Source organism: Streptomyces sp. NPDC047117 (genome assembly GCF_040643545.1).
Lineage (GTDB): Bacteria > Actinomycetota > Actinomycetes > Streptomycetales > Streptomycetaceae > Streptomyces.
The window spans coordinates 136,510-162,691 of sequence record NZ_JBEYUN010000010.1 but is presented as its reverse complement, the minus strand read 5'-3'; the positions used below and the strand labels follow the sequence as shown (position 1 = coordinate 162,691).

General features: G+C 73.7%; 22 protein-coding genes. 10 read left to right on the top strand and 12 right to left on the bottom strand.

Going from position 1 to position 26,182, the window contains the following annotated elements; genetic code table 11:
- Nucleotides 1–47: 47 nt before the first annotated feature.
- Nucleotides 48–803 carry a polysaccharide deacetylase family protein gene (locus ABZ840_RS21075; RefSeq protein ID WP_361561587.1) on the bottom strand — a complete coding sequence of 252 codons (756 nt, stop codon included), beginning with the start codon at nucleotides 801–803 and terminating at the stop codon, nucleotides 48–50.
- A 68-nt stretch (nucleotides 804–871) separates the two neighbouring features.
- Here ABZ840_RS21075 and ABZ840_RS21070 point away from each other — a divergent pair, with 68 nt between their 5' ends.
- The gene (locus ABZ840_RS21070; RefSeq protein ID WP_361561586.1) at nucleotides 872–2,002 is read left to right on the top strand and encodes a galactosyldiacylglycerol synthase; all 1,131 of its coding nucleotides are present in this window, start codon (nucleotides 872–874) and stop codon (nucleotides 2,000–2,002) included.
- 30 nt (nucleotides 2,003–2,032) lie between these two features.
- On the opposite strand, the gene ABZ840_RS21065 is transcribed toward ABZ840_RS21070, so the two are convergent.
- Together ABZ840_RS21065 and ABZ840_RS21060 are read right to left on the bottom strand one after the other, a co-directional pair.
- Nucleotides 2,033–2,959, bottom strand: coding sequence for a fumarylacetoacetate hydrolase family protein (locus ABZ840_RS21065; RefSeq protein ID WP_361561585.1), 927 nt, complete (start codon nucleotides 2,957–2,959; stop codon nucleotides 2,033–2,035).
- Complete coding sequence (locus ABZ840_RS21060; RefSeq protein ID WP_361561584.1) at nucleotides 2,934–4,265, bottom strand: MFS transporter; 1,332 nt, start codon at nucleotides 4,263–4,265, stop codon at nucleotides 2,934–2,936. The genes ABZ840_RS21065 and ABZ840_RS21060 overlap by 26 nt, the downstream gene beginning before the upstream one ends.
- A 185-nt stretch (nucleotides 4,266–4,450) precedes the next feature.
- On the opposite strand from ABZ840_RS21060, the gene ABZ840_RS21055 reads away from it, so the two are divergent.
- Both ABZ840_RS21055 and ABZ840_RS21050 read left to right on the top strand, forming a co-directional pair.
- Entirely contained in the window at nucleotides 4,451–5,770 is a 1,320-nt protein-coding gene (locus tag ABZ840_RS21055; protein WP_361561583.1) for an enolase C-terminal domain-like protein, read from the top strand.
- A 5-nt stretch (nucleotides 5,771–5,775) separates the two neighbouring features.
- Nucleotides 5,776–6,537 carry a FadR/GntR family transcriptional regulator gene (locus tag ABZ840_RS21050; RefSeq protein ID WP_361561582.1) on the top strand — a complete coding sequence of 254 codons (762 nt, stop codon included), beginning with the start codon at nucleotides 5,776–5,778 and terminating at the stop codon, nucleotides 6,535–6,537.
- 51 nt (nucleotides 6,538–6,588) lie between these two features.
- On the opposite strand, the gene ABZ840_RS21045 is transcribed toward ABZ840_RS21050, so the two are convergent.
- Nucleotides 6,589–6,807, bottom strand: a complete 219-nt coding sequence (locus ABZ840_RS21045) for a hypothetical protein (RefSeq protein ID WP_361561581.1) — start codon at nucleotides 6,805–6,807, stop codon at nucleotides 6,589–6,591.
- 179 nt (nucleotides 6,808–6,986) lie between these two features.
- Between ABZ840_RS21045 and ABZ840_RS21040 the strand changes: the two genes are divergently transcribed.
- Both ABZ840_RS21040 and ABZ840_RS21035 read left to right on the top strand, forming a co-directional pair.
- A complete protein-coding gene (locus tag ABZ840_RS21040; RefSeq protein ID WP_361561580.1) occupies nucleotides 6,987–7,934 on the top strand; it encodes a hypothetical protein in 948 nt (315 codons plus the stop codon).
- A 235-nt stretch (nucleotides 7,935–8,169) separates the two neighbouring features.
- Nucleotides 8,170–8,775, top strand: a complete 606-nt coding sequence (locus ABZ840_RS21035) for a response regulator transcription factor (protein WP_361561579.1) — start codon at nucleotides 8,170–8,172, stop codon at nucleotides 8,773–8,775.
- Here the strand turns inward: ABZ840_RS21035 and ABZ840_RS21030 are convergent.
- The 7 genes from ABZ840_RS21030 to ABZ840_RS21000 form a co-directional block, all read right to left on the bottom strand.
- Nucleotides 8,705–10,495: an ABC transporter ATP-binding protein gene (locus ABZ840_RS21030; protein ID WP_361561578.1), complete on the bottom strand. Its 1,791-nt coding sequence runs from the start codon at nucleotides 10,493–10,495 to the stop codon at nucleotides 8,705–8,707. The genes ABZ840_RS21035 and ABZ840_RS21030 overlap by 71 nt on opposite strands.
- Entirely contained in the window at nucleotides 10,492–12,267 is a 1,776-nt protein-coding gene (locus ABZ840_RS21025) for an ABC transporter ATP-binding protein (RefSeq protein ID WP_361561577.1), read from the bottom strand. The genes ABZ840_RS21030 and ABZ840_RS21025 overlap by 4 nt, the downstream gene beginning before the upstream one ends.
- A gap of 66 nt (nucleotides 12,268–12,333) precedes the next feature.
- Complete coding sequence (locus tag ABZ840_RS21020) at nucleotides 12,334–12,453, bottom strand: SapB/AmfS family lanthipeptide (RefSeq protein WP_361561576.1); 120 nt, start codon at nucleotides 12,451–12,453, stop codon at nucleotides 12,334–12,336.
- Nucleotides 12,450–15,095: a class III lanthionine synthetase LanKC gene (lanKC, locus tag ABZ840_RS21015; RefSeq protein ID WP_361561575.1), complete on the bottom strand. Its 2,646-nt coding sequence runs from the start codon at nucleotides 15,093–15,095 to the stop codon at nucleotides 12,450–12,452. Before lanKC ends, ABZ840_RS21020 begins: the two co-directional genes overlap by 4 nt.
- A 229-nt stretch (nucleotides 15,096–15,324) precedes the next feature.
- Nucleotides 15,325–16,380, bottom strand: coding sequence for a DUF6114 domain-containing protein (locus tag ABZ840_RS21010; RefSeq protein WP_361561574.1), 1,056 nt, complete (start codon nucleotides 16,378–16,380; stop codon nucleotides 15,325–15,327).
- Nucleotides 16,371–16,985 (bottom strand): DUF6230 family protein, encoded by a 615-nt coding sequence (locus ABZ840_RS21005; RefSeq protein ID WP_361561573.1) that lies wholly within the window; start codon nucleotides 16,983–16,985, stop codon nucleotides 16,371–16,373. Before ABZ840_RS21005 ends, ABZ840_RS21010 begins: the two co-directional genes overlap by 10 nt.
- Before the next feature lie 191 nt (nucleotides 16,986–17,176).
- Entirely contained in the window at nucleotides 17,177–18,469 is a 1,293-nt protein-coding gene (locus ABZ840_RS21000; protein ID WP_361561572.1) for a glycoside hydrolase family 18 protein, read from the bottom strand.
- A gap of 346 nt (nucleotides 18,470–18,815) precedes the next feature.
- Between ABZ840_RS21000 and ABZ840_RS20995 the strand changes: the two genes are divergently transcribed.
- Nucleotides 18,816–19,988, top strand: coding sequence for an acyl-CoA dehydrogenase family protein (locus tag ABZ840_RS20995; RefSeq protein WP_361561571.1), 1,173 nt, complete (start codon nucleotides 18,816–18,818; stop codon nucleotides 19,986–19,988).
- 126 nt (nucleotides 19,989–20,114) lie between these two features.
- On the opposite strand, the gene ABZ840_RS20990 is transcribed toward ABZ840_RS20995, so the two are convergent.
- A complete protein-coding gene (locus ABZ840_RS20990; RefSeq protein ID WP_361561570.1) occupies nucleotides 20,115–20,531 on the bottom strand; it encodes a hypothetical protein in 417 nt (138 codons plus the stop codon).
- Between the two features lie 208 nt (nucleotides 20,532–20,739).
- Here ABZ840_RS20990 and ABZ840_RS20985 point away from each other — a divergent pair, with 208 nt between their 5' ends.
- The 4 genes from ABZ840_RS20985 (at nucleotide 20,740) to ABZ840_RS20970 (ending at nucleotide 25,997) form a co-directional block, all read left to right on the top strand.
- Complete coding sequence (locus ABZ840_RS20985; RefSeq protein ID WP_030261445.1) at nucleotides 20,740–21,180, top strand: Lrp/AsnC family transcriptional regulator; 441 nt, start codon at nucleotides 20,740–20,742, stop codon at nucleotides 21,178–21,180.
- Between the two features lie 111 nt (nucleotides 21,181–21,291).
- Nucleotides 21,292–22,932: an amidohydrolase gene (locus tag ABZ840_RS20980; protein WP_361561569.1), complete on the top strand. Its 1,641-nt coding sequence runs from the start codon at nucleotides 21,292–21,294 to the stop codon at nucleotides 22,930–22,932.
- Between the two features lie 576 nt (nucleotides 22,933–23,508).
- The gene (lnt, locus tag ABZ840_RS20975; protein ID WP_361561568.1) at nucleotides 23,509–25,221 is read left to right on the top strand and encodes an apolipoprotein N-acyltransferase; all 1,713 of its coding nucleotides are present in this window, start codon (nucleotides 23,509–23,511) and stop codon (nucleotides 25,219–25,221) included.
- A complete protein-coding gene (locus tag ABZ840_RS20970) occupies nucleotides 25,218–25,997 on the top strand; it encodes a polyprenol monophosphomannose synthase (RefSeq protein WP_361561567.1) in 780 nt (259 codons plus the stop codon). Before lnt ends, ABZ840_RS20970 begins: the two co-directional genes overlap by 4 nt.
- Nucleotides 25,998–26,182 lie beyond the last annotated feature (185 nt).

Genomic DNA, 26,182 nt, shown 5'->3' with positions numbered 1-26,182 from the left:
GCATGCCACGGCTTTCGTGATGATCCGGGCAATTGCCACCACAGGGGTTACGGCCCCGTGTCGTCGGCCCCGTGGTCGCGCAGCGGGCCCACCGTGAGCCCCTGCCGCCGGCAGTTCCGTACCAGCACGGGCAGGGCCTGGAGCGTGGCGCGCCAGGAGCCGGGTGCCGAGGTCCGGTCGCTGTCGTGCAGCAGCACGGTCCCGCCGCCCTCCAGCCGGTGCTCCACGGTGCGCACGATCGTTTCCGCGGAGGCGCCCGCCACCCAGTCCCGGCCCCACGCCGACCACAGCACGGTCCGCAGCCCGAGGCGGTGCGCCGCGGCCCACCGGCCGCCGGTGAGGATGCCGTACGGCGGCCGGTACCACCGCGGCCGGTGCCCGCAGATGTCCGTGACCGCGCGCACGGCCCGGCGCAGGTCGCGCAGTTCGCGCACCGGTCCCGGCCACCACGGTCTGCGGTGGTCCCAGCCGTGCAGCCCCACCTCGTGCCCGCGTGCCACCAGCTCCCGCCCCGTCTCGGGGGCCTCGGCAAGCGCCGAGCCCAGCAGGAAGAAGGTCGCCCGGACGTCCAGGTCGTCCAGCGCGTCCAGGAAGCGCGGCGTGCTCGCCCGGTCGGGTCCGTCGTCGAAGGTCAGCGCCACGTGCCCGGGCTGCCCCTGCCCGTCCAGGCCGGGGAAGAGCATGCGCCGTACCGGAGGCAGCCAGGTCCCGGCCGGTCCGATGTGCAGCGCGGCCGTCGCCGTGGCGGCCGCGGCCGCCACCTGCCACGCGGCGGCTCCGAGCGGAGGACGGTCGATGCGCATGCGGTCCAGTATGGTCGCGTACGTTGCGAAATGCTCGGGAATGGCATCCGGACCGGGGGCGTGGGCACATGGGCGGACGTTTCGTCATCCTCAGCGCCGGCATGGGGGCCGGCCACCACGCGGTGGCCGGCGAACTGGCCCACCGGCTGACCGGCCGCGGCCACCGCGTCGCGACGCTCGACGTCCTGGACCTGCTGCCGGCCGGTACCGGTGCCGCGCTGCGCGGCTTCTACGCCGCCACGATCCGGTACACGCCCGCGCTCTACGAGGCGATCTACCGCGCCTACTTCGCCCCCCGCCCGCCGGCCGGCCCCGGCCGCCCGCACCCGGGCCCCGACACCTCACCCGTGGTCGCCCCCGCCGCCCGGGAACTGCGGCGACGCCTGGCCGGCGAGCCCCCCGACGCCGTACTCGCCACCTTCCACCTCGCCGCACAGGTCACCGGCCGCCTCCGGGACGCCGGGGCGCTGCGCTGCCCGAGCATCGTGGTGGTCACCGACTTCGCCGTGCACCGCCAGTGGCTCCACCCCGCCAACGACCTGCACCTCTGCCCGACCCGGCAGACGGCGGAGGACGTCGGGCGGCTCGGCGGCCGGGCGGCCGAGGCGGTCGGCCCCGTCGTGCCCGCCGCGTTCCACGCCCCGCCGGACCCCGCCCGTACCGCCCGCTTCGCCCGCCGCTTCGCCGCACTGGCCCCGGGCCGCACCCCGGTCCTCCTCTCCAGCGGCGCCTGGGGCGTCGCCTCGCACCTCGCGCGCACGGCCGCGCTGCTGCGCGACGGCGGCTACCTCCCGGTCGTGATGTGCGGCCGCAGCCGGTCGCTGCGGCGGCGGCTCGGCCGGGTGCGGGGAACCGTCGCCCTCGGCTGGGTGGCGGACGTGCCGGCGCTGATGGCGGCGGCCGGGGCGCTGGTGGAGAACGCCGCGGGGCAGACCGCGGCGCAGGCACTGGCGGCCGGGCTGCCGGTGGTGACCCACCGCCCGATCCCCGGGCACGGCGCGGCGGGCGCCCGGCGGATGGCCGAGGCCGGGCTGTCCGCCCTCGCCGACGGCCCGGCCGACCTGCTCCAAGCCCTCGCCGACCTGACCTGCGACGGCCCGGTCCGGCGGGCCCGGATCGCCGCCGGCCGCGACCTCTTCCGGGCCGATGCCGCCGACGCGGTGCTGGCGGCGGCGGGCCGCTCGGCGCCGATGGCCTGACCCGACGTCCCACCCCGTACGGGCCTCCGGTCAGACGCGGCGGTGCGTCAGCCGGACCCACGGGTCGTCGAGGGCCTCGGTCAGCCAGGCCAGCGGGTCCCGGCCGGTGCGGACCGGGTTGACCAGCCGGCCCACGCCGTCGACGGCGATGTCCACCAGGTCGCCTGCGCACAGGGTGAAGTCCAGCTCCGGCACGATGCCCGTACCGGTGGAGAGCACCGCGCCGTCGGGGAACGGCTGACTGTGGAAGAGATGGCGTACGAGGTCCCGCGGGTCGCGGTGGAAGGCGGCGGTGGAGGTGGTGGCCTCGTAGGCGGCGCCGCCGTCCCGGGACACCGTCATCGTGATCTTCAGGGCCGACGGATCGTCGATCTCCCAGGCCGGCACGATGCCCGCCGAGAGCGCCGTACTTCCGGCGTAGACCTTGGCCTGGGGGAGGTACAGCGGGTTCTCGCCCTCGATGGAGCGGGAGCTGACGTCGTCGGCGACCAGGTAACCCACCGTCTCGGCATGCCGGTTGAGGACGAGCGCCAGCTCCGGCTCGGGAACGTTCAGCGCCGAGTCGTCCCGTACCGCGATCGGCTCGCCGTCGGTCACCACGCGCCACGGCACGGACTTGAAGAACAGCTCGGGACGCTCGGCGTCGTAGATCCGCTCGTACACCGACTGCTCGGTGCTCTCCGCGATCCGCGCCTCCCGCGACCGCTCGTACGTCACACCGGCCGCCCACACCTCCGTCAGCCCGTCGACCGGCGGCAGCAGCAGGACCTCCGCCTCGGTGGCGTCCGGCTCGCGCGCCGCCGTCTCCTCGGTCAGCGCGCGCAGTTCGGCGGCGGTGCGGCGCAGCAGCCGGGCGATCTGCGGCGTACCGGGGAAGACGCGGATCGCGCCGCTGTCGTCCGCGAGTCCGGTGCGGACCACGCCGGTGGTGTCAGCGAAGCGCACGATGCGGGTCATCGGTGATCTCCTCCTTCTCGGTCTTCGGGTGCGTGGTGGGGGAGGCGCGGAGGCCCGCCCAGCGGAAGCCGGTGACGACCGCGGCGCCGGCGGCGACGATCAGGGTGATGGCGTAGAGGCCGTTGGTGCCGGAGCCGGTGGCCGACTCGGTGACGCCCATGACGTACGGGCCGAGGAAGCCGCCGAGGTTGCCGAAGCCGGAGATCAGCGCGATCGTGCCGGCCATCTGCACGCCGGTGAGGATCGTCGGCGGCACGGTCCAGAACACCGGCTGGGCGCCGAGGAAGCCGAACGCGGCCACGCACAGGGCCAGCACCGCGGGGACCGGCGGCAGCAGCGCCCCGCCGACGAGGCCGGCCGCGGTGAGCAGCAGGGCGAGGCGGAGCGGGCCGCGCCGGTTGCCGCTGCGGTCCGAGAGCCAGGGCAGGACCAGCACGCCCAGCAGCGCGAACACCCAGGGCAGGGCCGAGACGAAGCCGATGCCGACGTCGTCCAGGCCGTCGATCCGGCCGACCAGCGCGGGCAGCCAGAAGGTGACGCCGTAGACGCCGATCTGGATCGCGAAGTACACGAACATCAGGCGCAGTACGCGGCTGTCGCCGACGATCTCGCGGATCCGGCGGGGCGGACGCGCGTCCTCGGCCGGGCGGTCCGCCTCGATCCGCGCGGTCAGCAGCGCCTTCTCCTCGTCGGTCAGCCAGCGGGCGTCCTCGGGGCGGTCGGTGAGCAGCCACGGCACGGCGAGCGCCAGCAGTACCGTCGGCGCGCCCTCCAGCAGGAACATCAACTGCCAGCCGTCCAGCCCCGCCAGGCCGTGCAGCCCGATGAGGTAACCGCCCACCGGATTGCCGATGATGCTGGAGACGGCCACGGCGGACTGGAACATGCCGGTCGCCTTCCCCCGGTCGGCGGCCGGGAACCAGTACGTGAGATAGAGGATCACGCCGGGGAAGAAGCCGGCCTCGGCGGCGCCGAGCAGGAAGCGCAGCACGTAGAAGCCGGTCGGGCTGCTGGTCAGTGCCATCGCGCAGGAGAGCAGCCCCCAGACGAACATCAGCACGGCGAGCCAGCGGCGGGCGCCCCAGCGGTGCAGCACCAGGTTCGAGGGCACCCCGAGCAGGGCGTAGCCGACGAAGAAGACGCCGGCGCCGAAGCCGTACGCGGCCGCGTCGATCCCGGCGTCGGTGGCCAGGTGTGTCTTGACGAGCGCGACGTTCGTGCGGTCGAGGAAGCTGAGCACGAACATCAGGAAGAGGGGAGGGAGCAGGCGCCTGGCCACTTTCCGGCGCACGGTGTCCGCGTTCATCTGACCTCCTGCGGGAGACATCTGACCGCTGGACCGTACGAGTCGTGTGCTTGTCCGGCAATACTCCGTGCACCGGCAATTTTTCTCGACGGGATCTCTGGCCGAGGGGTGCAGACATCTGACATCTTGGTCGCGCTGCGCCGCAGCGCCCCTCACCCGACGCACCCGTACAGGAGTGAGCGCCGATGACCGCCCGTATCGTCGACGTCGAGACGATCGATGTCCGTTTCCCCACCTCGCGGCAGCTCGACGGCTCGGACGCCATGAACGAGGCCCCCGACTACTCGGCCGCGTACGTCGTCCTGAAGACCGAGGGGGCCGACGCCCCCGAGGGCCACGGCTTCACCTTCACCATCGGCCGCGGCAACGACCTCGCCGTCCACGCCGCCCGCGCGATCGGCGAACGGGCCGTCGGCCTGACGGTCGAGGAGATCACCGGCGACCTCGGCGGCTTCTCCCGCCACCTGCTCGGCGACAGCCAACTGCGCTGGCTCGGCCCCGACAAGGGCGCCATCCACCTCGGCACCGCCGCCGTCGTCAACGCCGGCTGGGACCTGGCCGCGAAGCAGGCCGGCAAGCCCGTCTGGAAGCTGCTCGCCGACATGACGCCCCGGCAGATCGTCGACCTGGTGGACTGGCGCTACCTCAAGGACGCGCTCACCCCCGAGGACGCGCTGGCCATGCTGGAGGAGAAGGCCGCCGGGCGGGCCGAACGCGAGGCATACGTACGGGAACACGGCTACCCCGCCTACACCACGAGCGCCGGCTGGCTCGGCTACGACGACGCCAAGCTCGCCCGGCTCTGCCAGGAGGCAGTCGACGCGGGCTGGGACTCCGTCAAGCTCAAGGTCGGCGCCGACCTCCAGGACGACATCCGGCGCTGCCGCATCGCCCGCGACATCATCGGGCCCGGCCGCCGTCTGATGATCGACGCCAACCAGACCCTCGGCGTCGACGAGGCGATCGCCTGGGCCAAGGCCCTCGCCGAGTTCGACATCTGGTGGTTCGAGGAGCCGACCAGCCCCGACGACGTCCTCGGCCACGCCGCCATCGCCCGGCAGATCGGCCCCACCCACGTCGCCACCGGCGAACACGCCCACAACGCCGTGATGTTCAAGCAGTTCCTCCAGGCCGACGCCATCGGCGTCTGCCAGATCGACGCCTGCCGGCTCGGCGGCGTCAACGAGGCCGTCGCAGCCCTGCTGCTCGCCGCGGCGCACGGCGTACCGGTCTGCCCGCACGCCGGCGGCGTCGGCCTGTGCGAACTGGTCCAGCACCTCTCGGTGTTCGACTACATCGCGGTCAGCGGCTCCATGGAGAACCGCGTCATCGAGTACGTCGACCACCTCCACGAGCACTTCCACGACCCGGTACGCGTCCGCGGCTCGCGCTACCTCGTCCCCGAAGCACCGGGCTACAGCGCACGGATCCGGCGCGAGACGCTGGACGCCCACCGCTACCCGGACGGCCCGGTCTGGAACGGCGGCGGCCGGGTGGCATCCTGACGTCCATGCCCACCAAGAAAGAGCGGCCGGGCCGCGCCGACGGGGCCGGCGGCGGCAGCGTCGTCGACGAGGCGATCGGCCGGCTGCGCAAGCGCATCGAGAGCGGCGAGTTCGCGCCCGGCCACCGCCTCCCCCCGGAGGCGGTGCTCGCCGCCGAGCTGGAGCTGTCCCGCCCCTCGCTCCGCGAGGCGGTCCGGGCGCTGGCCATGGCGGGGGTGCTGGACGTACGGCGCGGGGACGGCACCTTCGTCACCGACCTGCACCCGGAGCGGCTGCTCAGCGCGCTCGGCAGCTTCCTGGACCTGGCCCAGGACACCGGACTGGAAGAGATGCTGGAGTGCCGCAAGGTCCTGGAGCCCGGCGCCACCGCGCTGGCCGCCACCCGCATCGACGACGCCGCGCTGGACGGACTGCTGGAACGCATCGAACGGATGCGGACCCTGCAGGACCCGGAGGAACTGGTCCGCGAGGACCTCGCCTTCCACGCGGACATCGTCGCCGCGACCGGCAACCGCACGCTGACGTCGCTGGTCTCCTCCGTCACCCAGCGCACCGCCAGGGCCCGCATCTGGCGTGCCCTGGTCAAGTCGGACGTCCTCTCCTGGACCCATCAGCAGCACATGGACATCTACGCCGCGCTGCGCTCCCGCGACAGCCTGGCCGCCTTCACCGCGGCCGGCCGCCACGTGGGCGACGTGGAACGGTGGGTCCGCGCACGCCTGGACCCGCTCCGCGGAAGCACGGAGCGGGCCGAGGAGGAACTCTGACGGACGTACCGGCCGCCGGCAGGCACGCGGAGGCCGGTACGCGCGCCGCCCTCACTCGCCCCGCGGCCAGTAGTCCAGGTCGCCGCCCCGCCACTCGATGAGCGCGGGATCGGCCAGCGGGATCTCCTCGGCATCGGACACCCCGGCCCGGCGCAGGAACTCCGCGACGTCCCCGCGGCCGTGGGCGAGCCCCACGATCTGGCCGTGAATGGTCACCCGCCGCCCACCGGCGGCGGGCGGATACACGATCACCGGTGGATGTGTGGTCATACCCCCAGGCTGTCCCCCCGCTGCCCGCCGCGCATCCCGAAGCCCCGAATCCGCTCGTGAGGATGGCGGGAGGCGGGTTCCGGTACGTGCTCCGGACGGCGTCACGCGCGGTCGAGACCGGACCGGCGGGCGGCTACCATCGGCGCATTCGTGGCTGTCGCCGGGAGGAAGAGGAAGAGATGGGCCTGTTCCGCCGCGGACCGAAGAGGGATCCGCGCGACACCCCGCGCGACGCGGAGTTCGGATTCTTCTCCGACCGGGAGGGCGGAATCTTCCGCGGCCAGGTGCGGACGGCCTTCGCAGAGCAGGGCCTGGAAGTGACCGTGTACGCCGGCATGGTCGCCGATTCCTCCGGCCGGCAGTTCGGCCTGGGCAACCTCGCCGCCGTCTGCCACCGCGACCGGCGCGGCGAGCGCGCCTGGCCCGCACTCGTCCGGGACCACGTCGGCAAGGTCCTCCGTACGATGGACGGCCCCCAGCCGCTGGAGACGCTGTCCGAGGACGAGATCCGGGCCCGGCTCTACCCGCGCGTCGTCGCCGAGGACTCCCTGCCCGCCTCCGACTCCTTCCGGTACGCCCGGCCGCTCGCCCCCGGCCTGCGCGAGGTGCTCGCGCTCGACCTCCCCGAAGCCGTGCAGATGCTCGGCGAGGACTCGCTGCTGGACATCGGGGACCTCGCCGAGCTGCGCATCCGCGCGCTGAACAACCTGCGGGCGCTGCCCGTCGAGGGGCACGAGACGGTCCGCCGCGGCGACGGCTCGAACTTCGAAGTGGTGCTCGGCGACTCCTTCTTCACCGCCAGCCGGGTGCTGGTCCTCGACGAGCTGGCGGAGCGGCTGACCGGCGCGCCGCTGACGCAGGACGGCGCGCTGGTGGCGCTGCCCTTCCGGCACCAGCTGGCCTTCCACCGGATCCACGATGCCCAGGTCATTCCGGCGCTCCAGGCGATGGCGCAGTTCGCGGCGGCCGGGCACGAGGACTCGGCGGGCGCGATCACCCCGAATGTGTTCTGGTGGCGGCGGGGCACGATGACCCGGCTGAGTGAACCGGACGGGGACGGGCTGCGGGTGATCGTCGACGAGGATTTCCAGACCATGCTGGACCGCCTGGTCCAGGACGAGGCGTAGCAGGCCGCGACCGGCTTCGGCCCGGGGCCGCGGGCATTGGTGAGGCCCCGCACACGGGGGATGATGCGGGGCCTCACTCTGTACAACGGGCGGACCCGCCAAGAGGTTCCGCCGTTCCCGAATTTTTCGCGAATAAATCCATGGGGCGCCCGGCAGGGCGGGCAGATGCGGGCAGACCCGGAGATAATTCCCCGGGGGGGGATGCGGGGAACAGGTCCGATCCCAGGGAGCGACAGTGATCCGGGTTCTTCTCGTCGAGGAAAACGGGCTCATGCGCGGAGCGCTCGCCGCACTCCTGACCCGCGAAGCGGACATCGAGGTCGTCGCGCAGGCCGAGGGAGACGGCCAGGTCCTCGCGCGGGCCCTGACCTACCGCCCCGACGTGGTCGTCATCGACGCCGACGGCCGGCAGGACGAGGTGCTCGCCGCCGCCGGCACGCTGCGCGAGCGGCTCCCCGAATGCCGGACGCTGCTGGTCGCCGGAGCGCCGACGCTGGAGCGGCTGCGCAGCGTACTGGCCCTGCGGCCGCCGGGCCTCGTCTGCAAGGACGCGCCCTCGGACCGGCTCGTCGAGGGCATCCGCAAGGTGGTGGGCGGCCACCGCTACATCGACCCGGCGCTGGCGCTGCTGGTGCTCGACGCGGCGCAGGACCCGCTGACGCCGCGCGAGCGGGAGGTCCTGCGGCTCGCCGCGGCGGGAACCCCCGGGCGGGAGATCGCGGACCTGCTGTCGCTGTCCGCCGGCACGATCCGCAACCACCTCTCGGCGATCACTCGCAAGGTCGGGGCACGGAACCGGATCGACGCGATCCGGATCGCCCGGGAGTCGGGCTGGCTCTGAGCCCCGGGCTCCCGCCGCCCCCGTCCTCCCAGTGCCCCACCAGGTCCCGGTAGAGGGCGGAGCCCGCCATCAGCTCCTCGTGCGTGCCGAGCGCGGCCCGCGTCCCGTCCAGCACCATCACCCGGTCGGCCCGCAGCGCCGAACTGATCCGGTGCGCGCACACGATCAGCGTCCCCGGGCGGCGGGCGAACGCCTCCTCCGCACGCGCCTCGGCGGCCGGATCGAGATGGCAGGTCGCCTCGTCCAGCAGGACCAGCTCCGCCGGCGGCAGATAGGAGCGCACCAGGGCCACCAGCTGGCGTTCCCCGGCCGACAGCCGCTGCCCGTCCACGGCCGCTTCGTAACCGCCCAGCCGGTCCACCAGCGGCCGCGCCCCGACCTCGTCCACCGCCTCGTCCACCGCTGCCGCCGCGACGTCCGGCGCCAGGTAGGTGAGGTTCTCCCACAGTGTCCCCGCGAACACGTACGCCTCCTGCGGGATCAGCACCCGATGCCGGGCCGTGGCCCCGTCCAGGGAGGCGACCGGTACGCCGCCCAGCCGGACACCGCCGGACCGGGGCGTGAGCACCCCCGCCACCAGTGCGGTGAACGTCGACTTCCCCGCCCCGCTCGGCCCCACGACGGCCAGATGCTCGCCCGGCCGCAGCGCGAGATCGAGCCCGTCGATCACCGGTTCGGCGGACCGCGCGTAGCCGAACGTGACGCCGCGCAGCTCCACCCCCGCGTCCCGGGGGTGCCCGGGCTCCCGGGACGCGGGAGCGGTGCGCTGCCCCTCGGCCACCTCCGCGATCCGGCCGAGCGTCACCAGCAGCCACAGCCCGCTGTCGCCGACCCCCGAGACGAGCTCCTGCAACGACGGCTGGAGCCCCTGCGACACGTACGTCACCGCACCCAGCACCGCACCCGCCGTCACCCCGCGCTGCACCAGCCACGGCGCGCCGGCCAGGACGAGGACGAGCGGCAGCCAGCCGCCGACCGCCAGCGAAGCGGTCCGCACCGCCGTCATCCGGGCCAGCGCCCGGGTGGCCCGCGCCGAGGCGTCGATGTGCCGCCCCGCGCGCTCCCGTACGACGTCCTCGGCGCCGCACGCCACCACGTCCCGCAGCCCGCCGGTCACCTCGCTCGCGGTCCCGGCCACGCGCTCGTCGGCCAGCGCCACCTCCCGCTGGCGCGCGGCCATCGCCCGCAGCGCCCCCGCGAACAGCCCGAGCCCCACGAGGAGCGGCGGCAGCACGAACAGCAGAAGGGCGGGGTCCAGGGTGGCCAGGCCCAGCAGCGCCCCCACCGAGGAGGCGGCGAACCCCTGCACGAACATCACCACCGCCGCGTACGCCTCACGGGCGATCTCCACCTGCTCGGTCAGGCGTGCCACGCCGCCGGTGTCGGCCGGCCGGTCGGTCCGCCGAGCCGACCGGTGCAGCGTGCCGGACGCGACCATGGAGACCAGCTCGTCCCGGAGCGGCTCGACGACGGCCGCGAGCCCGAGCGTCGCGTGCCGCGTCGCCCACGCGCCGACCACGGCCGCCACCGCCAGCACCCCCAGCCAGGCGAAGCCCGTTCCGGCCCGGCCGGCGAGGAAACCTTCGTCCACCGCGCGGGCGACCACCCACCCCGAGAGGAACGCCGGCACGGCCTGGATCAGCGACCACCCGGCGAGCCGCAGGAACTCCCGGCGCCGGCGGCGCAGCGACGACCGCAGCAGCCCGGCCGCGCCCGTCACGCCGCGCCCCCGGCCCGCGTGGCGCCGTCCCGCGCGGCCGGACCCGGTGCGGGGCCCGCGCCGGGCGGGTCCGGCCGGAACGCCGCCCGGTACCCGGGCCGCGACCACAGCTCGCGGTGCGTGCCCTGGCCGCGTACGCCGCCGCCGTCCAGCCACACCACCCGGTCGGCGCGGGCGGCGGTGGACGCGCGGTGGGTCACGACGAGCCGGGTGCGTCCCGCCAGGGCCCCGGTGAGGACCTGGCTGACGTGGTGCTCGGTCACGGTGTCCAGGCTGGCGGCCACATCGTCCAGTACCAGCACCCGCCCGGCCTGCACGAATGCCCGGGCCAGCCCGACGCGCTGCACCTCGCCGCCGGAGAGCGGGGCGTCCGCCGGACAGGTCCGGTACCCCTGGGGCAGCCGGCGGATGAAGGCGTCGGCCCGCGCCGCCGCGGCCTGCCGCGCCACCTCCTCAGCGCTTGTCGGCCGCGGCCCCATGCCGATGGCGTCGGCGAACGTCTCGCCGAGCAGCACCGGACGCTCGAAGCCGTACGCCACGGCGCCGCGCAGCGCGGGTCTGCCGAGGCGCCGCAGCGGCACGCCGTCCAGCAGCACCTCGCCCTCGTCCGGGTCGGCGAGCCGCCCGGCCAGCGCCGCCAGCAGGGACTTCCCGGACCCGGACCGGCCCACGACCGCGACCAGGGCGCCGCCGGGGACGGTCAGCCACACGTCCTCCAGGACGGTGCCGCCGGGGCCGCGCCCGTCGCCGTCCGGCTCCCGCACGGTGACGCCACGGAACTCCAGCGTCCCTGGCCCGTCGGGGAGGCTGGTGCCGCCGTACGTCACCGGGGGCTCGGCGAGCACCTCGGCGACCCGGCCCGCGGTGGCGCGGGCCATGGCCAGCCGGCTCGCCGACGACACCAGCGCGCTGATCCCGGTGGCCAGCACCACGTACTCGCCCGCCGCGAGCACCTGGCCCGGCGTGATGCGGCCGCGGGCCAGCTCCAGGCCGGCGACCGCGAGCACGGCGACCTCCAGCAGCGGGATGACCAGGGCCTCCCGCGCCGAGACCCGCGCGAGGGCCCGCCACATCCCGGAGCCGTGCCGGCGCAGCTCCGGCAGGGGCCCGAGGACGCGGCCCACCTCGCGGTCCACGGTCCCGGCCGCGGTGATCGTGCGGATCCCGGTCAGGGCGTCGACGAGCCGGGCGGCCACCCGGCCCTGGGCGGCGTAGTAGCGCTCGTTGATGTCGGAAGCGTCGCGCACGAACGTCCGCACCAGGGACAGCACGATCGGCAGCCCCACGAGGAAGGTGAGACACAGCCAGGGGTCGATGAGGGCCAGCGCGACGACCGCGCCGACCGGCGGCACCAGGTCCATCACGGCCCACACCAGCGTCGACGCGACCTGCCCGGTCCGCGCGGAGTTGCCCACCAGCCGGCTGACCAGGTCCCCGGCCGTGAAGCGGCGGGTGGCGCGGGTGCCCAGGTCCAGGACGTGCCGGAGGAGGGTGTGCCGGAGCCAGGCCGTGGCACGCGCCTCGGCCAGCTTGCCCACGAGGTCGTCCAGCAGGTCGCACACCATGAGGACGGCGATCGCCGCGATGCTGAGGGTGAGCCAGCCGGCGGCGTGGCCGCCGGCGAGCACGGCGTCGACGGTGCGGCCCATGAGGGCGGGCAGCACGGTGTACACACCGGCGAGCAGCAGGGAGGTGGCCAGCATGGCGGGCACCCAGGGCCCGCCCCGCCGCGCTGCCGCCAGCAGCAGGCGGTCCGCGGCGTGTCGGTCCATGGCCCACTCCCGGTACGGATACACGAAGGGGCGGGGACGTGTCGCACGTCCTCGCCCCTACGGCCTTCAGCAGAGCAGCAGGCTCAGCCGGCTGGTGCCGCCGCAGTACTTGCTGGCACCGCTCCTTCTCGGCTTGCCGCCGTGGTGAGCGGTGGTTTCCATGCGTTGCAGGTCAAGAACGGTCATGACGTTTCACCTCCGTACTTCTCCATGGGGACGGGGACTGAATGGCTCGGGGGCCCGGCGTGCCGGGCGGGCGGCGGCGCGAGGAACGGCAGCCGCACGGGGGAGTCGTGGAGGGCGGCACCGAGCGCCAGCAGCACCCCGGCGCTGCCGGTGGCCAGGTCCAGGGAGAGGCGCAGCAACTCCTCGCCGGGGAAGGCGAGCCGGCCCTCGTGGACCACGGCGTACCGGGCCAGCCGGCGGATCTGGTCCGCAACGGCCGGGTCGCGCTCGGCCGCGGTGCCGGCCGGGTGCGCGCGGCTGAGGTGCAGGATCATCCCGGCCAGGCCGTCGAAGAGGCCCGGTTCGACGTAGAAGCGCCCCTCGGCGGCGCGGCGGATCGCCTCGGCGGCCGCCGTGAAGCCCTCGTTCTCCCGGTGTACCAGGTAGTCGTCCAGGGCGAGGCCGATGCCGACGCTGCCGTCCGCGAGGTACGGCATCGTCCGCCAGCCCTCGTCGACCTCCATGACGCCGTCGTCGTCCCGGAGGAGACAGCGGCGCAGGTCCTGCCGGAGCGCCGTCGCGGCGAGGTCGAGGAATTCCGGGTCGCCGGTGTGCTCGTACCACCGGAGGAACAGCAGTGCGGGGCCGGACGAGCCGCGCAGCAGGCCCGCGTACGGGTGTCCGCCGCCGCTCACCTCCGGCACGGCGTCGGCCGGGCCCAGCCGGGCGGCCACGGCGTCCACCGCCTCGCGGGCCGCGTCCTGCAGGGCCGGCTCGCCGGTGGCCGTGGCGAAGTGGAGGAGGTTCAGGCCGATGCCGGACAGCCCGCCGTGGAGGTCGAGGCCGAGCCGCTGCCAGTGCTCGCCCGCCAGCTGGTCGAGGATCTTCAGCGCCTCGTGCCGGTGCCCGAGATGGTCGAGGACGTACGCGACGCCGTGCAGCCCGTCGTAGAAGCCGAGCAGCGTGCCCGGCTGCGGGCGCAGGGCGCGCCGGATCAGCCACTCCTCGTGCCCCGGGTGGCGCCCGGCGCCCGTCACGTCCAGCGCGTACAGCACCCCGGCCGCGCCGTACGCCACGCCCAGGCCGCCGCCCGGCGAGGCGAACTGCTCGATGTCGCCGGGGAAGAGCCGGTCGTCGCGCCCGGGCGTGGCCGCCGCGAGGACGGCACCGGCCAGCGAGTCGCGGGCCTCGGCCCAGCCGGCACGGTCCGGCCGCAGCCGCGGTTCGGCCGTCGCACTTCCGGCCGTCCCGCCGCCGCCGGTGAGGAGGCGTACCGCGGCGTCGAAGTACCCGTCGGGCAGCGGGAAGGTGCGGACCGCCTCCCGGGCGAACTGCCCCGCCTTCCCGGGCGCGAGGGTGAGCAGGCCGGTCAGCGGCAGGAAGAGGAAGAGCTGCAGGCAGGCCAGGGCGTAGTCGTCGACGGCGGTGCCGCGCATGCTCCGCGGCGCCGTGAAGCCCTGGGCGCCCAGGGCCTGCCGCCGCCCCTCGGCCTCGTCCGCCGCTCCTTCGAGGTCGATGAGGACCACGCTGCCGTCGGGGCGGACGATGATGTTCGACGGCTGCAGGTCGCCGAGGACCACCCCGCGCGCGTGGACCTCGCCGACGGCCCGCGCCACGCGGTCGTACACGTCGAGGGCCCAGGAGGTGTAGTCGGCCGTCGCGGCCTCGTCCGGGCGCGCGAGGGTGAGCGGGTACCGGTCGACGAACAGGTCGTTGAGCTCGGTCCCCTCGATGAACTCCTCGACCAGGAAGTGGTGGCCGCCCATCTCGAAGTGGTCGTGCAGCGCGGGAACGCAGTCCAGTCCCCGCAGTCGCGCCAGCATCTCCCGCTCGCGCCGCTGCCGGGCGACCGCGTCCCGGCCGTCCGGCGTCAACCCCGCGTACGGCCGGGCCTCCTTGAGCACCACACGCTCACCGGTACGCGCGTCCGTGCCCGCGTAGATGCCGCCGCCGTTGGAGAAGTGCAGCGCGCTCTCGAACCGGTAGGGCAGGTCGGCGAGGGCGGCGCCGTCGCCGCGCCGCGCGAGGTGCGGGGCGAGGAAGTCCGGCAGCTCCACCCAGTCGGGCACCTGGAAGGACGGCCCGCGGACGTCGGGCACCAGCTGCCCGTCGCCGTCCGTCACGGCCGGTTCGACCTCGCCGTCAGCGGAGACGCAGTACCGTTCGGCGAAGGCTCCGTACCGGACGTAGAGGGGGCCGTCGCCCCAGCGCAGGTCGCTGAGGATGTACGGGCCGGTCCGGCCGTCGAGCAGCCGGCCCAGCTCGGTGAGCACGACCTCCAGCTCCGCCTCGTCCGCCGGGTAGACCGTCACGAACTTGCCGCTCGAACCACGGTGCGCGTACTTGGCGTTGGCGAGCAGCAGGGTGTCCCGGTCGGGCAGGAACTTGAAGGCGATCCGGCGCGGTACGCAGTACTCCCGAACCGTGGTGAGAATGTCCGCCGCGTTGTCGAGACACGCCGAGACGTGGATCTTCCAGCCCTGTGCGGGGAGCGTGCCGCCGCCGGGCCGGAAGGCGATCCAGTCGTCCACTTCTGCGCGGCGCCAGCCGTCCGGCGCGGGCCCCAGGGCTTGCGGGAAGGCGGTTTCCCCGCCCTCGGCACGGGCCGGTGCGTCGTAGAAATGCGGGTCCATGAGGCAGTAGACCTCGTACCTTTTGTCCACTGAACCCTCCGGTCCCGGAGCGTCGGCCCCTGAATTCGCCGCGCGTGTGACGCCGGAGCGGATCCGTTCCGCGGATATCGCTGCGGCACCACCTATTTGCGACCATCGCAGAGTTGCCCGGCGCGCAACAGCGCCGTCCGTCACGTGCTGACCGGGAAAGACGCACGGCCCACCCGTGACAAACGCACGGTGGGCCGGGTGCGGGTGCGGGTGCGGGTGCGGTGCCGGGTCAGTCGGCCGGCGGCACCGGGGCGTCGGCGCGCAGCCGCAGGCCGTCGGCGGTGATCACGTCCGAGGTGACCAGGGCCTGCTCCGCCGAGACGTCCGTCAGGTACACGAAGGGCGGCACGAGCGGGGGCACGGGCAGCCGGTCGGGCGTGAAGGTCAGGCAGAGCACGCCTTCCACGCAGCCGCTGAACTTCGTGAGGTAGAGCGTCACGTCCCCGCTGAGCTGCAGCTTCTTCGCGCCCAGCCCCAGCTCCTCGCTGCCGTCCCGGGTGAACAGCCGGTAGTCGGAGAGCGAGGCGGCCTTCATCCTCAGCACCATCGCCCGCACCGGGCCGCGTGCCGTGGGCACCTCCTCGACCCCGGCCAGTGTGAAGCCCTTGGGCGCGAAACGGCTGGTGGTGACGGTGGGGACGGCGGCGGGCGCGGGGATGCCCGGTCCGGCGGCGCGCGCCTCGGTGGCGGGCGCGCCGAGCGTGACCAGCAGGGTCACCGGGAGCGCCACGGCGAGGGCGGTGCGCGGGCCCGTACGGCCCCGCGGGCGAGCGGCGTCCTCCTCCGCGACGCCTTCCTCCGCAACGCCTTCCTCCGCAACGCCTTCCTTCGCAACGTCTTCCTCCGCCGCGGGGTCCGGTTCCGCGGGCAGTGGTGTCCAGCCGAAGCCCATCGCCGCGCCGGCGATGCCCAGCCCCATGCCGACCAGAAAGCCGCCGAGGTTGGTGGCCGCGAAGGAAATCACGGACAGGATCAGCGCGTTGACGCTCACGTAGTGCCGCGCGCCGGGGGTGCACCACAGGAACAGCCCGGCCACGATCAGCGCCAGCCCGATGCCGAGCGCGGCGAGCCCGCCGATCCCCAGGCTGACCAGGACGCCGAGCGGGGAGAGCGGTACGAGCAGCAGTTCGGCGCCGCCGAGGATCAGCAGCAGCCCGGCCCAGAACGGCCGGGCCCGCCGCCACCTGCCGAACCGTGCCCGCGCCTCGGGCCAGGGAAGGCGCGCGTCCAGCCGGGCCCGGAGCGCCGTCAGCCGGGCCGGCGGGCGCGGGCGCCTCAGAAGCACTTCTTGCCGCCCAGGCTGACGCCCAACTTCAGCCCCTTGAGGCGGAAGTTCCCGCCGGTGGCCGACCAGGCGTGCGACTTCACGCCCGCGACCTCGATGTCCCCGGCCTGCAGCCCGAACTTGCCCTTCGGGCCGCGGATGCCCGGTACCTCGTCGAGCGTCGAGGCGTCCCGGCCGATCTGCGCGGTGCCGAAGCGCGCGTCGCCGACCAGGTCCTCGCCGTCGATGACGAGGCTGTCCGCGGTGACGGGGCCCGCGGCACCGCCCGCGGTGAGCTTGAAGACCACCGGTCCCACCGGCGTTTCGACCTGCGCCGACTGGCAGATGTCGGAGAGCGAGGCCTTGCCGATGCCGAGCAGCGCGACGGGGTGGCCGGTGCCGTCGGCGGCGCGGTCGGTGTGTACGTACGAGGACAACCCCTCGCTGGTCAACTTGCCGGAAGCCACCTGGAAGTTGGTGCCGGAGACGGCGAAGGACGCGGCGAGGACGCCCTGCGCCATCACGGTCGCCAGCGCTCCGACGGCCAGTACGGCGGGGACGGCCACGGCCGCGCTCTTCTTCCAGGACGTGCGGCCTTCCGGTACGGCCCGCTGATCACTGCCCACTGCTTCCTCCCGGGGGAGCGCTCGGTCATGGCGTATGGCGTGCGGTCACAGCGCTGACGTGCGGTTACTTGCGGTAACGAAGGTAGCTGTCGAGAGATTAGGGCCGTTGTTGACGGCGCGTCAACAGTGCTGCACGACGAAGGGCGGGAGGCCCACGGCCTCCCGCCCGACGTGCGGTTGATGCGATGCGGCTACCGGATCGCCTTGATCAGCTCGCCGTTCGCGGTGTCACCGCTGAGCTCCCAGAAGAACGTGCCGCCCATTCCCTGCGCGTTCTTGTAGTCCATCTTCGTGCCGATGGTCTCCGGGGTGTCATAGCTCCACCACTGGTCACCGCACTTGGCGTACGCGGTGCCGCCGACCTTGCCGGTCGCCGGGCAGCGGCCCTTGAGGTCCTTGTAGTCCTCGATGCCCGCCTCGTACTTGCCCGGTGCCGCGCCGGTCGCGGTGCCGCCCGGCGCCGACTGCGTGACGCCGGACCAGCCGCGCCCGTAGAAGCCGATGCCCAGCAGCAGCTTGTTCGCCGGGATGCCGAGACCCTTGAGCTTCTTGGTGGTGTCGTCGCTGTTGAAGCCGGCCTTCGGAATGCCGCTGTACGAGGTCAGCGGGGAGTGCGGGGCCGTCGGACCCTTCGCGTCCCAGGCGCCGAAGTAGTCGTACGTCATGGGGTTGTACCAGTCGACGTACTGCGCCGCGCCCGCGTAGTCGGCCGCGTCGATCTTGCCGCCGGAGGAGGCGTCGGCGGTGATCGCCGCGGTCACCAGGTTGGAGCTGCCGAACTTCGCCCGCAGCGCCTTCATGACGTTGGTGAAGGCGGTACGGCCGCTGGTGTCGCAGGTCAGGCCGCAGGCGTTGGGGTACTCCCAGTCGATGTCGATGCCGTCGAAGACGTCCGCCCAGCGCTTGTCCTCGACCAGGTCGTAGCAGGACTGCGCGAACGCGGCCGGGTTCTTGGCGGCCTCGGCGAACCCGCCGGACCAGGTCCAGCCGCCGAAGGACCAGATCACCTTGAGGTTCGGGTGCAGCGCCTTCAGCTTGCGGAGCTGGTTGAAGTTGCCGCGGAGCGCGCCGTTCTCCCAGGTGTCGGCCTTGCCGTCGACGCTCTGGTCGGCGGTGTAGGCCTTGTCGTAGTCGGCGTAGGAGTCGCCGATCGCGCACTTGCCGCCGGTGACGTTGCCGAAGGCGTAGTTGATGTGCGTCAGCTTGTTGGCCGAGCCGGAGGTCTCAATGTTCTTGACGTGGTAATTGCGCTGGTAGACACCCCAGTTGGTGAAGTATCCGACCACCTTGTTCCCGGCCGCCGTGGTCCCTGCGCCCGAGGCGGGCTGCGCGGCCTTCGTGGTGGTGACGGGCTTCGCGGCGGTGTCGGCAGGCGCGGCCGCGGCGGTTCCGGCGAGCCCGCCGGCGGTCAGCGCCACCGTACACAGGCCGGCGGCGACCGCGGCGAGTCTGTGGGGGAGGCGCTTCTTGTGCGGTCTGAGCATGGTTGCTCCTCGGAGTGGGAGTCCATCGAGGGGAGAGTGCTGTGACCTGCGTCCGCAGTGGCGCCGAACGCGTGGAGCGTCGGAGGAGAAGGTAGAAGGACTAGACCAACTCGGTCAATGGTTTGGACCAATTTGCTGAACTCCCGAAGGCTCCCGGGCGTCCTCCGGAAGAAGTCGATCAACCGGTGACGGACACCGCCGTACCGGGCATACTCCCTGCGCCACCGCCGCAGGTCGTCGCCTTCCGCGATCCGGAGAGGGATCATCACCGCGGCAGTGGCAACCGGCCGCGCCGCACCACCCGGGCGGCGCGGCCGTATCGCCCGACAGGGAGGAGAGCGCCGCCATGACCGAGTACGGCCCCGGACCCGTGGACCGCAGGCTGCCCACCGACGAAGCCCGCCAGCTGATGACGCTCGTACGCGATCTGGCCGCGCGGGAGATCGCGCCCCGGTCGGCAGCGGAGGAGGAGGCGGGGCACTTCCCCCGCGAACTGTTCACCCTGCTCTCCGAGTCCGGCCTCCTCGGCCTGGCGTACGCGGAGGAGTTCGGCGGGGGCGGCCAGCCCTACGAGGTCTACCTCCAGGTCCTGGAGGAACTGGCCGCCGCCCGGCTCACCGTCGGCCTCGGCGTCAGCGTGCACACCCTGGCCTGCCACGCCCTCGCCGCCTTCGGCACCAAGGAGCAGCGCGCCGAGCACCTGCCCGCGATGCTCGGCGGCGGGCTGCTCGGCGCCTACTGCCTCTCCGAGCCCGCCGCCGGATCGGACGCGGCCTCCCTCACCACCCTAGCCACGCGCGACGGCGACACCTGGGTCCTCGACGGCACCAAGGCCTGGACCACCCACGGCGGCCTCGCCGACTTCTACACCGTCCTCGCCCGCACCGGCGGAGCGGGCGCGCACGGCATCACGGCGTTCCTGGTGCCGGGCGACGCCGAAGGGCTGAGCGCCGCGCCGCCCGAGCGCAAGATGGGCATGAAGGGGTCCCCCACCGCGCAGATGCACTTCGACGGCGTACGGATCGGGGACGCGCGCCGGATCGGCGAGGAGGGCCAGGGTTTCGCCATCGCGCTCGCCGCGCTGGACTCCGGCCGGCTCGGGATCGCCGCGTGCGCCGTCGGCGTGGCCCAGGCGGCGCTGAACGAGGCGCTGGGGTACCTGGCGACACGCCGTCAGTTCGGCCGGCCGCTCGCCGACTTCCAGGGCCTGCGCTTCATGCTCGCCGACATGGCCACCCAGCTGGAGGCCGGCCGCGCGCTGTACCTCACCGCGGCCCGGCTGCGGGACGAGGGCCGCCCCTTCACCAAGGAAGCGGCCATGGCCAAGCTCTTCTGCACGGACATGGCGATGCGCGTCACCACCGACGCGGTCCAGCTCCTCGGCGGGTACGGCTACACCGCCGACTTCCCGGCCGAGCGCTACATGCGCGAGGCGAAGGTCCTGCAGATCGTGGAGGGCACCAACCAGATCCAGCGCATGGTGATCGCGCGGCAGCTGACGGGGCCGGAGAGCCGCTGACGGGGCCCGAGAGCCGCTGACGGTACGTCACGCGTGGGCCGGCCCGGGCGGCCGGGACGTACCGGTGGCAAAGGCGTGCGAGTGAGTCCTACGGCTCACTCGCACGGTTCTGCTCGCGCCGGGGCTTCAGAGGCGCCGGCGCATCATGGGCACCCGCACCGGCCGGGAGCCGGGACCGCCCACGTGGGAGAAGGGCTGCGTACGCCAGTTCAGGCCCTCCGGGAGGGTCAGGAGCATGCCGCTGTCCTGCTCCTGGGGCTCCAGTGCGTCGTCCGGCGAGTCCGTCTCGGACACCGCCCGCCCGGACCCCTGGCAGACCGTCAGGCCGAAGGGGTTCCACGGCGAGGAGCAGACCGCGTGCTCGGGCAGCGCGTCCTCCTCGGCGAGCAGCGCGATGGGCTGCGCGCAGTCCGGGCAGCTGACCCGGTAGAGCTCGACGGTGTCAAAGGCGTCGTGGAAGTCGTCGTCGCGGAAACTGTCGCCCTCCTGGGCGGCGGTGTTCTCCAGCGTGGATTCCTGCTTCGGGCGTCGCATGATGTCCATCCCCCTCGGGTGGGCTGCGAGATACCGCCATCTTCCGGTGTCGGGCGGCCTCGACCACCACGAGCATTTCCCTGCCTCTCCTCTGCATAATCTCGGCTGCGCTCCGGACACGGAGTGATGGGTGTGGTGTTCGTCACACAGGGGGCGTGCGATGTCCACGATCCGGCGCAAGCTGCGCCGCAGCGCCCCGGCACAGTAAGTTGATCGTGTGGAGGAGCTGGACCGACAAATCGTGGATCTGCTCGTCAAGGACGGGCGGATGAGCTACACCGACCTGGGCAAGGCCACTGGCCTGTCCACCTCGGCGGTGCATCAGCGCGTGCGCAGACTGGAGCAGCGCGGCGTGATTCGCGGCTATGCCGCCATCGTCGACCCCGAGGCGGTGGGGCTGCCGCTGACCGCCTTCATCTCGGTCAAACCCTTCGACCCCAGTGCCCCGGACGACATCGCCGAGCGGCTGGCCGAGGTACCCGAACTGGAGGCCTGTCACAGCGTCGCGGGCGACGAGAACTACATCCTCAAGGTCCGGGTCGCGGCACCCCTGGAGCTGGAGCACCTGCTCACCCGCATCCGCACCCTGGCCGGCGTCTCGACCCGTACGACCGTGGTCCTGTCCACGCCGTACGAAGCCCGGCCGCCCCGCATCTGACCCGCCGGGACACGCGGGGGAGGGACGCGGACGGCCGGCCCGTACGGATCCGGCCGCGTCGTGGCGACCCCGCGCGACTGCCGCGCACGTGCAGGGGCGAAACTGTCCGGTATGAGTGAACGCACCCCCGTACCGGCCCCCGACCGCACCGTCCTGCTGCGCGGCGGCGAGGTCCACAGCCCGGCCGACCCCTTCGCCACCGCCATGGTCGTCGAAGGCGGCTCGGTCGCCTGGGTCGGCTCGGAGGGCGCCGCCGACTCCTTCGCCGACGGGGTCGACGAGGTCATCGACCTCGACGGCGCGCTCGTGACCCCTGCGTTCACTGACGCACATGTGCACACCACCGCCACCGGGCTCGCGCTGACCGGCCTGGACCTCGGCGACACCCGCTCCCTCTCCCACGCCCTGGAGCGCATCCGCTCCTTCGCCGCCGCCCGTCCCGCCGACCGCGTACTCCTCGGCCACGGCTGGGACGCCGCCGCCTGGCCCGAGGGCCGCCCGCCGTCCCGGGCCGAGCTGGACGAGGCCACCGGCGGCCGCCCGCTCTACCTCAGCCGCATCGACGTGCACTCCGCCGTGGCCACCACCGCACTCCAGGACCTCGTCCCCGGCCTGCGCGAACGCCCCGGCTTCCACCCCGAGGCGCCCCTCACCGGCGACGCCCACCACGCCGTGCGCGAAGCCGCGTACGCCACCGTCACCCCCGCCCAGCGGACCGCCGCACAGACCGCGGCGCTCGCGCACGCCGCGTCCCTCGGCATCGGCACCGTTCACGAATGCGCCGGCCCCGAGATCTCCGGCGAGGACGACCTCGTCGCGCTGCTCGCCCGCGCCGCCGAGGGCGACGGGCCGCGCGTCGTCGGCTACTGGGGCGAACTCATCACAAACGCAAAGGAAGCGGAGCGGATCAGGGAACTGGGCGCCGTCGGCGCGGCAGGCGACCTCTTCGCCGACGGATCCCTCGGCTCGCACACCGCGCACCTCTGCACCCCCTACACCGACGCCGCACACAGCGGCAACGCCCTGCTCGACGCCGACACCGTCGCCGCCCACGTCGCCGCCTGCACCGAAGCCGGCCTCCAGGCCGGCTTCCACGCCATCGGCGACGCCGGCATCAACGCCGTGATCGAAGGCGTACGGGCGGCCGCCGCACGCGTCGGCCTCGACCGCGTGCGCGCCGCCCGGCACCGCGTCGAACACTGCGAAATGCTCACCGCCGACACCATCGCCGGCTTCGCCGAGCTCGCCCTCACCGCCTCCGTACAGCCCGCCTTCGACGCCCTCTGGGGCGGCACCGACGGCATGTACGCCACCCGGCTCGGCGCCGAACGGGCCCGCACCCTCAACCCGTACGCCGCCCTCCTCAAGGCCGGCGTACCGCTCGCGCTCGGCTCCGACAGCCCCGTCACCCCCCTCGACCCCTGGGGCACCATCCGCGCCGCCGTCTTCCACCGCATCCCCGAGCACGGCATCTCCGCGCGGGCCGCGTTCACCGCACACACCCGGGGCGGCTGGCGGGCCGTCGGCCGCGACGACGCGGGCGTGCTGGTACCGGGCGCACCCGCCGACTACGCGATCTGGCGTACCGGCGAGCTCATCGTCCAGGCCCCCGACGAGCGTGTGGAACGCTGGTCGACCGACCCCCGCTCCGGCACTCCGGGCCTCCCCGACCTCACCCCCGGCCGGGCGCTGCCGCAGTGCCTGCGGACGGTCGTGGGCGGCCGGACGGTCTTCCAGCGGCCGAACGAGTGAACCTCCTGTGGCGGGTGCCGCCGGGCCGCGTGCCCGGCGAGTACTCGCCCTACCTGCGGCAGTTCGGCACTGACCTGGTTGAACGCAAAAACGACGCAGGTAGAACAGCTGTTGACAGCAGGCCGCCGTCGGCCGGTAGGTTCGGCCGAGTCCACCACAAGGACGTCCGACCGGCAGACCTCCGCGCAGCCGTCGAACGCAGCTGGGCCATGGGGTGGTGCACCGCACAGGCGCACCACAACTGGGAGCCAGGTCCACCCCTGCGGCACGGAAGCGACGGACAGGCTTCAGTCGGCCGGCGGGTGCGACCCGGGTGGGGCCCGGACGCTCAGTAGACAACGGCTCTCGGTCGACCCGCAGCCAGCGGGTCCCAGGTCGGCCCGAAGGGCTCCGGGCCCCTATCCGCACCGCGGATCCGCCCCACCCCGCACCTGCACGCCCCGCCCCGTACGGCCCGCGCCGCGCCCCTCACCGAGAGCGACCGCGCGCCCCCGTACCCGCCACCGGCGTCCCGCAGGCCCGCGCCCCGTTGTACCGTCGGCTCACCACCGCACGACCTGCAGGAAGGCCGCGACCGTGCCATCGGGCTCCGAAACCACCGCCGAAGCCGTGCCAGGCCCTGCCCAGGGACCCGGCGGCGACGGTCCCGCAGCCGGCGGCAGCACCGTGGCCCCCGAGGCGACCGCCGCCGGTGCGCGCCGCCCCGGGCGACTGCGCCGCCTCGCGGCCCTCGTACGCCGCGAGACACCCCGTACGGTGCTCGCGGTCCTCGCCGGAGTCGCCCTCGGACTGGCCTTCCCGCCGTACGACCTGTGGCCCCTCTCGCTCGTCGCCGTGGCCGCCTTCAGCCTCCTCACCCGCGGCCGCACGGCCCGTCAGGCGGCCTGGACCGGCCTCGTGTTCGGCTGGCCGTTCTTCTTCCTGCTCCTGAAGTGGCTGCACGTCATCGGCTGGGACGCCGTGATCGGCCTGTCCTTCGCCGAGGCCGTCTTCGTGGCGCTGCTCGGCGCCGGCCTCGCCGTCACCTCCCGCCTCAAGGCCTGGCCCCTGTGGGCCGCCTGCCTGTGGGTCGCGCAGGAATGGGCCCGCGACCGCGTGCCCTTCGGCGGCTTCCCCTGGGGACGCCTCGCCTTCGCCCACACCGGCACGCCCTTCACCCCGCTCGCCGCGCTCGGCGGCGCACCCCTGGTCACCTTCGCCGTCGCCCTCACCGGCACGCTGGCCGCCGCGATCGTCGTCACCCTGTGGGGACTGCGGGGACAGGCCGACGGCGGCGGCACGCGACTGCGCCGGGCACTGCCCGCCCTGGAGGCGTTCGGGCTGGCCGCGGCCCTCACCGTCGCCGGATACGCCGTCCCCGTACCGACCAAGGCCACCGACCACCTGAACATCGCCGTCGTCCAGGGCAACGTCCAGCAGCCCGGCATGGACTTCCTCGGCCGCCCCATGCAGATCCTGGACAACCACGCCACGGCCACCGAGAAGCTGGCCGCCGACGTGAAGGCGGGCCGGGCCGAGAAGCCCGACCTGGTCATCTGGCCGGAGAACTCCTCCGACCTGGACCCGTTCCAGTACCCGGAGGCGAAGGCCCGCATCGACGAGGCGGTACGGGCGATCGGCGTGCCGGTCCTCGTCGGCGCCCTCGTGGACCACCCCAGCAAGCCCGGCTACGTCTTCAACGAGGGCATCGTCTGGGACCCCAAGACCGGGCCCGGCGCCTCGTACACCAAGCAGCACCCGGTCCCCTTCGGCGAGTACGTGCCCTTCCGGGACCAGCTGAGCAAGGTCATCACCCGCCTCCAGCGCGTGCCACGCGACTTCTACCCGGGCGACCACACCGGCGTGCTGGACATGGCGGGCGCCAAGCTCGGCGACGTCATCTGCTTCGAGGTGGCGTACGACGAGATCGTCCACGACACCGTGAACGCCGGCGCCCGCGCCCTCATCGTGCAGACCAACAACGCCACCTACGGGCGCACCGGACAGCCCGAGCAGCAGCTCGCCATGTCCCGGCTGCGTGCCGTCGAGCACGGCCGCGCCGTGGTGACCGCGGCCACCAGCGGCATCAGCGCCGTCGTCGCCCCGGACGGCGAAGTCACCCACCGCATCCCGGAATTCACCCGGGGCGTGGTCAGCGCGAGCCTTCCGCTACGGGAGGAAAAGACGGTCGCCGACCGCGTCGGCGCGTCTCCGGAATGGGTGATCGCTATGGTGGGCCTTCTGTCCTGCGCTGCCGCGTTCGTGCTCGGCCGGCGCGGGCGTACGAAGGACGAGAAGGGGCAGCAGTGACAGACGGCCGACAGGACGGCGGGCAGCGGCAGTACGGACCGCTGGGCGACACCTTGGTGATCATTCCGACGTACAACGAGGCGGAGAACATCAAGCCGGTCGTCGAGCGGGTGCGCGCGGGGGCGCCCGACGCGCACGTACTGGTCGCGGACGACAACAGCCCGGACGGTACGGGCAAGCTCGCCGACGAACTGGCCGCCGACGACGACCACGTGCACGTCCTGCACCGCAAGGGCAAGGAGGGGCTGGGCGCCGCCTACCTGGCCGGGTTCCAGTGGGGCATCGAGCACGGCTACGACGTCCTGGTGGAGATGGACGCCGACGGCTCCCACCAGCCCGAGGAGCTGCCCCGCCTGCTGACCGCCCTCAAGGGCGCCGACCTCGTACTGGGATCCCGCTGGCTGCCCGGCGGCCGGGTCGTCAACTGGCCCAAGTACCGGGAGGTCCTCTCCCGCGGCGGCAGCACATACTCGCGGCTGCTGCTCGACGTGCCGATCCGGGACGTCACCGGCGGCTTCCGGGCCTTCCGCAGGCAGACCCTGGAGGGCCTGGGCCTGGACGAGGTCGCCTCGCAGGGCTACTGCTTCCAGGTCGACCTGGCCCGCCGCGCCGTCGAGGCCGGTTACCACGTGGTCGAGGTGCCCATCACGTTCGTCGAACGGGAACGGGGCGACAGCAAGATGAGCCGCGACATCGTCGTGGAGGCCCTCTGGCGGGTCACGGCCTGGGGCGTCGGCTCCCGCCTGGACAAGCTGCGGGGGAAGAAGAGCGGCTGACGGGGGTCTGCAGGCTGCGGCACGCAGCGCGGCCGGCGAGTGTCTGCGGCGGGCGGCTGACGGGGGTCTGTGGATATCTCGGAGAAGAGGGGCTGTGGACAAGTCGGGGACGGGCTGCGGGCGGGGCTAGTTTGGGAGTGTGCGGTGGTGGCGGGGGAGGGGGTCCCACCGACGGTCCGGGGAGA